Raw genomic sequence first — 9,105 nt, forward strand, 5'->3', positions numbered from 1 at the left:
GGTTCAATCTTCGGATGACTGCGGGGGTAAGGCTGTCTTCCCGATGATGACGATCGCCGGGGAGGAGAGATTTGCCTTCTCGACGTCCTCGGCAACCGAGTGGAGTGCTGAGTAGAGGATTTTCTCTTCCGGGGTCGTCGCCCATTGAATCACCGCGCAGGGGGTCTCCGGGCTTAGTCCGCCCTCGATGAGGGAGTCGCGGATTTTTCCGAGCCGCCCCATGGCCATATAAAGGCAGAGAGTGGTCTGGAGCTTTGCGTAGTCGGCCCAGTTGACTCCGGTGTCTTCTTTGCTGGGGTCTTGGTGGCCGGTCAGAAAGACGACGGAGGAGTTGAAGGATCGATGAGTTAGAGGGATTTCCGCTCGTGCGGCGGCAGCGATGCTGGCCGTAATGGCGGGAACCACTTCATAGGGGATGCTTTCCGACCTCAGTCGGGTGACCTCTTCGCCGCCGCGGCCGAAAACAAAGGGGTCTCCCCCTTTGAGGCGGACGGTCGTTTTGCCCGATAGGCTGAGGCGAACCAGAACGTCCTGGATCTCTTCCTGCCTGAGGGAGTGGAATCCGGCACGTTTTCCGACACAGATTTTCTCGGCGTGAGCCGGAGCCCAATCGAGAATCTCTTTGGCGACCAGGTAGTCAAAGACGAGTGCGTCGCAGGAGCGAATGAGCTTTTCCGCCTTTCGGGTCAGCAGATCGGGATCTCCGGGGCCAGCACCTACTAGGTAGACCGTTGATCGTTGCGAAGTTGGGTCCGGGTTGCCGGAGTCTCTCATCGTGGTGGGTGCGTTTTTTCCGATTCCGTCCGAAGTTCAGAAACCCTCAAAAAAAAGGGTTTCAAAAAGGGGAATGGTGGTGGGGACAGGATTCGAACCTGTGAAGGGATAGACCCGGCTGATTTACAGTCAGCATCCGTTGGCCGCTTGGATACCCCACCGGAAAATTGTCCACAGTGGAGAGGTGCCCCCTCCTTGCCAAGTTTTTTTTGGATGATTTTTCACTTCTTTCTCGATCGCTGCTTCGACGGGGGAATCGGGAAACCGAATTTCGATTTGTCGGTGAAGTTTTTCGGGGTAATGGTTGGCCTTTCGATGGAGAGTTCAGAGATAGATTGGATCCAGTTGGGACTTCAGCTGCTGGGAGGACTGGCGTTGTTTCTCCTCGGTATGGAGGAGTTGACTGCTTCGCTGCGAGCCGTAGCCGGTGGGCACCTCAAAAAGTTTTTAGCGAAAGCCACGAAGAATCGTTTCCTGGCCTTGGTGTCTGGGACGGTCGTGACTGCAGCAGCTCAGAGCTCTTCCATCACGACGGTTCTTCTTGTCGGGTTCTGTTCGGTAGGCCTGCTCTCGCTTTCGAATTCGGTGGGTATCATCCTCGGAGCCAATCTGGGATCGACCGTCACGGCCCAGATTATCGCCTTCAATGTGACCCAATGGGGCCTATTGCTGGTCGCGATCGGTTTCGCAATGAGGCTGATCAAGCAGCGTGAAAAGGTTCGCTACGTGGGGGGACTTCTTCTCGGGCTTGGGTTGATCTTCTTTGGCATGGAATTGATGTCAGAGGCCACTCGTCCCTTGCGGGATTATCAGCCGTTTGTCGACCTCATGGCCGAGATGACCAATCCGGCGTTCGGGATTCTTTGCGGGTTGCTGTTTACCGCGCTGGTCCAGAGTTCAGCTGCCGCCACCGGGTTGACGATTGTTCTGGCGACTGAGGGGTTCTTGAGCCTTCCTGGTGCGATTGCCGTCGTTCTCGGCTCGAATGTGGGAACTTGTGTGACGGCTTTGATGGCGGCGGTCGGACAGCCTCGAATCGCCCTGCGGGTGGCGATGATTCATGTTTTGTTCAATGTGGGAGGGGTCCTGATATGGTTGCCGTTTTTACCCTATCTCGCGGATATTGCTCTCTGGATGACGAACCTATTTTCGCCGGGAAGCGGCGATGACGTGGGAAGGGCCGTCGCCAACGCGCATACTGTTTTTAACTTTATCAATGCGTTTCTCTTTCTCGGTTTTACCGGGCTGCTTGTGTCTCTGGTCGAAAAGATGATTCCGGAGAGGGATAAAGATCGGCGCATCAACCGGTTTCTGGATGACTATTACCTGTCGGAGCCAGAGACGGCGCTTGGGCAGGTGCGCGCGGAGGTCGTGGATTTTCTCCAGACCGTTTCCGGGTTGCATCGGGATTTGAGCCAGGCCATAGGCGAGAAGAACGAGAAACGCATTCGCGAATTTGACGGGGCGGATGATGAGATCGACCGTCGTCAGGAAGATCTTTTGCGTTTCCTTGGACGTTTGGCCGAGAAGCGGCTGACAGGTCTCCAGCAGGCGCAATCGAATTCTTTTGTCGGGATTGTGAATCAGATCGAAAATTTGGGGGATCTTCTCGACCATGTTTTTCAGGGGCTGGGAATCGACTTGCTTGAACTGGAAAGTGGCATGAGTGACGAGACGAGTCGGTTGCTCCTTCAATTGACCGATGGGGTTCAGGAAGTTTTTGCCCGAGGGATCGAGGCCGTGAGGCATCCGACTAGCGAGACGAAGAAAGAGGTAGTTGATCAGGAGAGGGGCGTTCGGCAACTTGTCCGTGAAGCAAAGGATTCTCTCTCCACTCGGCTAGCGAATCGAGATGATGAGCGGTTGAGGATCTTCCGGATCGAGGTCGATATGATCGAGTGTCAGTCCCGTGTCGCGCATATCCTAGCGGAGATCGCCCGGGAGATTCGGCTCGAAAAGGGAGCTTAATTCTCGCCTTCGAACTGTTCCCAAGCCCGTTTCCAATGACGGGCCGCCGAATCCCAGTCATCTGCGCGGGTAGCTTCCTCTGAGTCGGAAAAGGCTCGGGCCGCTGCCAAAAACTGGAGGGCAAAGGATTCGTTGGTGAAGTGGTGGGTAACTTTGAGGAAGGAAGAGGAATCCTGCTGAGCGAGAGCCACTTCCCCCTTGGTCCGGAGAGTCTTGTTTTTGAGCTTTTGGGCGCTGGGAATGCGGAATTGTCCAATGGCGACCTCCGACCTGTCGCGCTGGAGGTTTGGAGGTAGGCAATTTTGGATATCCGAGAGTTCAAAGGGTTTTCCGAGAAAGCGGTCCGCGCCAGAGCGGAACGAATTCTCTTCGGAGTCTGGGTTGCCCGCTGCCGAGGTCGCGATGACGAAGGGAATCTGGGCAGATTTTTTCCAGCGTTCAATGAGTAGGCATCCGTCACCATCCGGTAGCTGGAGGTCAACGATAGCGACAGCGAAAGAATATCGGGAGGCGATGATTTCCGCTTCTGCCATAGACTGTGCAAGAAGAGAACGGCATTTGAAGTGTTGGAAATAGTTGAGGTAGAGCTCTCCCACATTGGCTTCATCCTCGACTAAGAGGATATCGTAATCTGGATCGGATGGGTGGGCCGAGACATTCGTCGAGATCGGAACGCGGAGGCAGAGGCGGTTTTGATCGTTGTCGGAGGTCTCATGAAATATGTCTCCTTGAAGTCGATCCAGAAAAGGCCTGAGAGTGCAGAGGGTCTCTATGAGGCCCTCGGGGGAGGCCGCCTCTCGTTTCACGACTGTGACTTCCTCCGAATTCTCCGCAGCGAATTCAATCTGGAGATCCTTTCCCTCGGTCTGGACCTTGAGTGAAAGGCTTCGGATTCCCTTTTCTGTTGCGAGGGTATGTTCCAGCATCTCCGTTATCGTTTTGCGGAGACATGCCGTATGGAGATATGATTTTTCTGGAAGACCTGTGGCTAGATCCAGCTGGAGTCGATCCAGCTTACTTTCGTGGCCAACGATGAGTTCCTCTTGGAGAGAAAGAAAAAGCTCCCGGATTCCGGTCAGGGATGGGCTTTCTTCGAGGATGGATCTATCGGAGGAAGGCTTCATGGAGCAACCTCTCGATAGTGGGGGCTCCCTTGCTCCCTACGGAAGAGTAAAATTGGTTTTTGTCGCGGTATCGGCGACTATGGTCTTATGGACTTTCCGAAGGAAACAGGCGCACCGCTTCCCGAATCAGCTCGGAGGAGGAGGTTAGCTGTAGCTTCCGCTTGATGTTTTCCCGGTGTCTCTCGACCGTTTTGCCACTAATGCCAAGACGACTCGCGATCCCACGATTAGTGCGACCGGAGGCGACTTCACGGAGAATTTCCTCTTCCCGACGCGTGAGGTTGGGCAGGCGGGCAGATTTTTCCCGACCGACATAGGGGGAAATCGAATGAGAAACGTACGACAGGCCGCTACGGACACTGAGGAGCCCTCGAATCAGTTCTTCGGACGAGTCTGATTTACTGACAAATGCGTTGGCACCGTTTTCGAGAGCGCGTTTCGCGATGAGATAATTGCGGGAGGCACTTAGGATGAGAAAGCGGACATCGGGATGAGCCGTTTTCCAAGCTTGGATCTCGTGGAGGGCGTCGTCATCTCCGAGCGCTAGATCGAGAATGACGATATCAATATCTTGCGTGGCGAGGGATTGAGTGACGCCCGTGACCGATTCCGTAGTGTCGATCACGATGAATTCATCTCGACCCGAGAGCCAGAGATTGATCGTGTCTCTTACCAGCACGTGGTCCTCTGCGATGAGCAGTCGACTGGCTTCGGGACTCTGGTCTTTGGATTCCATAAAGATCTATTCGTAAAACGATATATTAGAAAATGAAACCAAATTCAGAGCATGAGGGGCGGTTTTTTAATTTCTTCACTGACGGAAGCTCCTTTCCGGTAGTGCTGGATCGCACGAATTGCGTTGGAGGTGCGGATTTTGCCACTCCCCGAGATTATTGCATGTTCGTTGCCAATCTGCTTTAGGAGCATCTTGTAAATTTGTAAAAGGTTCTTTCGCTCGATTTCCGAAGGGTTTTCCCGCAGAGGATCCGCGGCCCATGGGAGGTCGATCTCAAGCAGGAGTGTAAGGGGGTAGGAATGTGAACGGGTGACGGCATCGATCCGCGGAGATACCCGGCCGTATTTGTAATGGCTCCAGACCCAAACGACCTCGGGCCCGGTGTCGCAAAAAAGATACTCTCCTGCGCTCGAAGCCGCTTCGTTCTCGAGGGCAATCTGGCCTTCGAGGATCGTTTCCAAATCTTCTTCCTGATAGGGGCGGCCGAGCTCTTTGAGATAGATCCGGGCGTATTCGGGGACCCAAGGGCAGTTGAATTGCCGGGCAAGGGCCTGGGTAAGAGAACTTTTTCCAGTAGCTTCGGGTCCGGTGATGCAGATGCGGAGGGTCATGCCGAGGCCAGGGAAGTGGTGGATTGGCTGCGGTATTGCTTGAGCCAGATGAAAAAACCGACGACTGCAATAAGCGAGTAGAATGCCATCAGTCCCGCGTAGATTGGGAGCTCGCGGGAGTGATAAAGCCAGACCGAAAACGCGTCGATCGCCACCCAATACAGCCAGTTCTCTAAAATCCGTTGTGCGACCATCCAGGTGGCGAGAAAGCTGAAAACGGTTGAGCCCGCGTCAGCGTAAATATTGGAGCTGCCGAGAAGGTCGAGGATCTGAGCCAAGCCGATCGTTAGCAGAATGGAGATGGTGATGGCCAGCGCGTGAAACCGAATCGATCGGACGAGAATGGGGGGATTGGTATTGAGCTTTGATCCGTATTTCCAGTGAAAGTAGCCGTAGAGGCCCATGACCACATAGTAGACATAAAGTAGGGATTCGGCCAGCAGATTCACTCGGATAAAGAGCCAGACGCTGAGAAGGGAGGCCGCAATTCCGAACCACCATCCAGATCTACGGTTGACGGCGATCAGGCCCACGTAGAGCAGGCTCAGGATTACCGTGATGATTTCGATTCTTTGATCGATACTGATGGTTCGAAGGAACTCCATGGGACCTCACAATGTGGGGCCCACGTTTGTGAATCGAGGGTTTTGTCGGTCCGAGGGAGAGGCGTGATGGCCTCGGGTGCCGTATTAATTTCAGTTTCCGGGCAGCGGCGGCATAGGAGCGCCCATTGAAAGCGAAATCAAGCGAAGGAAGGTCCACTCGCGGTCCGAAGTTTCATTGTCACTCAGAACGATGGCGGCTGCAGCCTCAAGGACCTCCTTGCGGATCGCAAAGGAGGCGCTGCTCATTTCGGCGAGTATTTGTGAAAGATGGGATAGTTCCGGAATCGATTCAGGGGGTCTAACCGTGGGAGCCAGTAGCGGCTGTTTGGAAACGGCCTCTTCGAACTCGCGTTTTGCAGTTTCTCCGTCGGGACTTTCAAGGCTGGCCACGAGGTAGAGTAGCTTCGAGATGGGCGAAGAAAATTTTGCCACATTCTTCTCAAGACGCTGCGACGAAGATTTTTGGCTTCCGGCCGGCGCAAACTGGCGATGAACCACATCGAGCACCAGTGATTCGCGAAGTGAGAGCTTTCCATCGGCGTCTGCGAGCTTCTGCAGGAGGGCCGTGAAAGCTTCCTGCTCGTCCTTCTTGAGTTTTCGGAGGCCTGGGAAGCAGAGTTCCATAACCGCAAAACGGTCGGAGGCGGATAGAGTGACCATGGATCGAGAGCGGGATTCTACCGTCTCAGCAAAGGCCGGACTCGATTCGGTGCGGATGATCTCGATTTGATCGGAAAAAACTTTATCTTCGGGGGAGAGAATTAGAGCGGCAAAGGTGGATCGCGTCTCTTGGATATTGTCTAGATTCACCGGCCCAAGACTCTTTCGAATTCGGATCCGGCGTTCAATTCCTTCACGAAGATGGTCTTCAGAAAGCGATCCTACTGCGGCCATTGCGGTGGCAGCCGTCATCGGAATCGCGCCACCGAAGGACTTTGCCTTTTTCGACTCTTGCGAACTCGGCTCAGGGGATTCTGTTTTCCGGGGCGCGAGAAAAGATCCGTCCCAATCGGGCATGACCGCCTGAATCCGTTTTGGCAGAGGAGGGTGGGTGCTGAGAGAAGAGCCCAATGCTTGAGCGAAGAACATGTGTGCAGTGTCTTCTGCGTGAGCGTGGCTAATTTTTGAGCCTGCGGGAGTGTAGCCCAATCGACGCAACGCGTTTCCGATGCCCTCGGGGTTACGGGTGAATTGAACTGCGGATGCGTCCGCGAGATATTCCCGCTGGCGAGAGATTGCGGCTTGGATCAGCCGACCGAAGATAACCCCGATATATCCAATGACCATGATCGCAAGGCCGACCAGAGCAAGATTCCCTTGGTTTTTGTCCCGGCTTCTTCCACTTCCGGAGTAGAGGAACATCCTTCCGATGAAAGCGATGACAAGAAGTCCGAAAAGTGGGCCGATGAGGCGAATATTCAGCCGCATGTCCCCCGAAAGAATGTGGCTGAACTCGTGGGCGATTACCCCTTGGAGCTCGTCACGAGAAAGCTGCTGGATCGCTCCTTTGGTCACAGCGACAGCCGCATCGTTCAAATCATGACCCGCTGCAAAGGCATTGATTCCCTGTTCTCCTTCAAGAATGAACACATCGGGCATAGGGGTTCCGGAGGCGATCGACATCTCCTCCACGATATTCATGAGCTTCCGCTCGTCGGGGTTGTTGGTCGACATGTCAATCTGCCTCCCTCCAACCGATTTCGCGATAGCAGCGCCGCCCTTCCCGAGAGTGCTGATCTTGTAGAGGGAAGCTCCCACGATCACGAGAATGACCCCACCCGCGACGGAAAAGAAAAGCGAAGGGTTGATCAGGTCAATTGGCTCTTCATTCTGGATGGGAGCTGCAGGGTACGATAACCCGGATTGCGAATTGACCATGTCTTTCCCGAACCCGGCGAGAATGAAGACGAAATAAATGCAGACGATGATTGCCAAAATCGCTGCAAAATAGAGGGCAACCAGTTGCTTGGTCCTCCCCCGTGCTTGGTCTTGTGCGCCAAAGAAATCCATAGCCAAGATTGCCCTCTTCTTAAACTGCCGAGGCCAGCAGAGTTCGACAGTTCGCTAAGAGCGAATTAAAATTCCACCTTAACCGCCTCGCGCTCCTGCTGGTTCTCAATCTCAAAGAGCTGAGCCTCCTGAAAGCCAGCCGGGCCCGCAATAAGGACATTGGGAAAGGTCTCGCGGGCAGTATTGTAAGTCATCACCGAGTCGTTGTAGGACTGCCGGGCAAATGCGATCTTGTTCTCGGTGGAAGTAAGCTCTTCCGTGAGCTGCATCATGTTCTGGTTCGCCTTCAGATCAGGATAAGCTTCTGAGAGCGCAAAGAATTTCCCCATAGCCCCAGTCAAAGCCGCCTCTGCCCCAAGCAGCCCCTTGATTGCCCCAGGATCCCCCGGATCCGCAGCCGCTTTCTGATTCGCACTAGCCGCACTGTTCCGAGCCTGAATCACCGCCTCAAGCGTCTCCCTCTCATGCGATAAATACCCCTTGGCCGTCTCAACCAAATTCGGAATCAGGTCATAGCGTCGCTTCAACTGAACATCGATCTGAGAAAAGGCGTTCTTAAACCGATTCCTCAACTGGACGAGTTTGTTGTAGATACTGATGGCAAAGATAACCAACAGAACAATGAAACCGAGAATGCAGAGCAGGATGATCGTGGACGTCGACATAATGATATCTGTTTGGATCAGAACTTACTAGGAGGCAAGACTAAAATCTATAAACCAGGTTAAAAAGTTTGATCTAGATATGAGGATCTGTTCAACTTGGTGCATGAGAAGAAAACGCATTCAGCTCGAGGGACAAACAGCTTACTACCATGTGATGAGTCGAACGGTGAATGGGGAGGCTCTCTTTGGGGATCGGGAGAGGGAGGTTTTGCGGAAGATGATTTGGCAGGTGGCTGATTTCTCGGGGATTCGGGTGGTTACCTATGCGGTGATGAAGAACCACTTCCATGTTTTGGTGGAGGTGCCGGCGGAGGTGAGTATTTCGGATGAGGAGTTGGTGCGTCGGTATCGTCGGCTCTATCCGAAGCCTACGCCTTGGAATCCGATGCGGGCTGAGGTTTTGGAGGGGCACCTTCGGGATCATACTTTGGAAGGGATGGACTTGCGGAAGAGTCTGTTGCGACGGATGGGGGATGTTTCCTGGATGATGAAGACCCTCAAGCAACGATTCACGCTTTGGTTTAATCGGTCGCGGGATCGTTTTGGACCGCTTTGGTGTGAGCGGTTTAAGAGTGTTCTGGTGGAAGGGGATCGTTGGGCGCTGCGGACGGT

Annotated in this window: 9 protein-coding genes and 1 tRNA gene; 2 read left to right on the plus strand and 8 right to left on the minus strand. The window is 54.0% G+C overall.

Annotation, left to right across the window (positions count from 1 at the left end; genetic code table 11):
• Positions 1–3 precede the first annotated feature (3 nt).
• On the minus strand, positions 4–774 hold the full coding sequence (gene cobA, locus H5P30_RS00335) for a uroporphyrinogen-III C-methyltransferase (protein ID WP_185690980.1): 771 nt from the start codon (positions 772–774) through the stop codon (positions 4–6).
• A gap of 74 nt (positions 775–848) precedes the next feature.
• Positions 849–935: transfer RNA gene (locus tag H5P30_RS00340), tRNA-Tyr, on the minus strand.
• Between the two features lie 52 nt (positions 936–987).
• Between H5P30_RS00340 and H5P30_RS00345 the strand changes: the two genes are divergently transcribed.
• A complete protein-coding gene (locus H5P30_RS00345; protein WP_185690981.1) occupies positions 988–2,742 on the plus strand; it encodes a Na/Pi cotransporter family protein in 1,755 nt (584 codons plus the stop codon).
• On the opposite strand, the gene H5P30_RS00350 is transcribed toward H5P30_RS00345, so the two are convergent.
• From H5P30_RS00350 to H5P30_RS00375, 6 genes are all read right to left on the minus strand, one after another.
• Positions 2,739–3,866 (minus strand): response regulator transcription factor, encoded by a 1,128-nt coding sequence (locus tag H5P30_RS00350; protein WP_185690982.1) that lies wholly within the window; start codon positions 3,864–3,866, stop codon positions 2,739–2,741. The two genes, H5P30_RS00345 and H5P30_RS00350, sit on opposite strands and share 4 nt — an antisense overlap.
• An 85-nt stretch (positions 3,867–3,951) precedes the next feature.
• Positions 3,952–4,602, minus strand: a complete 651-nt coding sequence (locus H5P30_RS00355; RefSeq protein ID WP_185690983.1) for a LuxR C-terminal-related transcriptional regulator — start codon at positions 4,600–4,602, stop codon at positions 3,952–3,954.
• Positions 4,603–4,646: 44 nt separating this feature from the next.
• Positions 4,647–5,213, minus strand: a complete 567-nt coding sequence (locus H5P30_RS00360) for an AAA family ATPase (protein ID WP_185690984.1) — start codon at positions 5,211–5,213, stop codon at positions 4,647–4,649.
• Complete coding sequence (gene pnuC / locus H5P30_RS00365) at positions 5,210–5,818, minus strand: nicotinamide riboside transporter PnuC (protein WP_185690985.1); 609 nt, start codon at positions 5,816–5,818, stop codon at positions 5,210–5,212. The genes H5P30_RS00360 and pnuC overlap by 4 nt, the downstream gene beginning before the upstream one ends.
• Positions 5,819–5,908: 90 nt before the next feature.
• Positions 5,909–7,828: a M48 family metallopeptidase gene (locus H5P30_RS00370; RefSeq protein ID WP_185690986.1), complete on the minus strand. Its 1,920-nt coding sequence runs from the start codon at positions 7,826–7,828 to the stop codon at positions 5,909–5,911.
• A 65-nt stretch (positions 7,829–7,893) separates the two neighbouring features.
• Positions 7,894–8,493 (minus strand): LemA family protein, encoded by a 600-nt coding sequence (locus H5P30_RS00375; protein WP_185690987.1) that lies wholly within the window; start codon positions 8,491–8,493, stop codon positions 7,894–7,896.
• A 103-nt stretch (positions 8,494–8,596) separates the two neighbouring features.
• On the opposite strand from H5P30_RS00375, the gene H5P30_RS00380 reads away from it, so the two are divergent.
• A partial coding sequence (locus H5P30_RS00380; protein WP_185690988.1) for a transposase occupies positions 8,597–9,105 on the plus strand: 509 nt, incomplete at its 3' end.

The sequence above is a fragment of the Puniceicoccus vermicola genome, from assembly GCF_014230055.1.
Taxonomy (GTDB): Bacteria; Verrucomicrobiota; Verrucomicrobiia; order Opitutales; family Puniceicoccaceae; genus Puniceicoccus; species Puniceicoccus vermicola.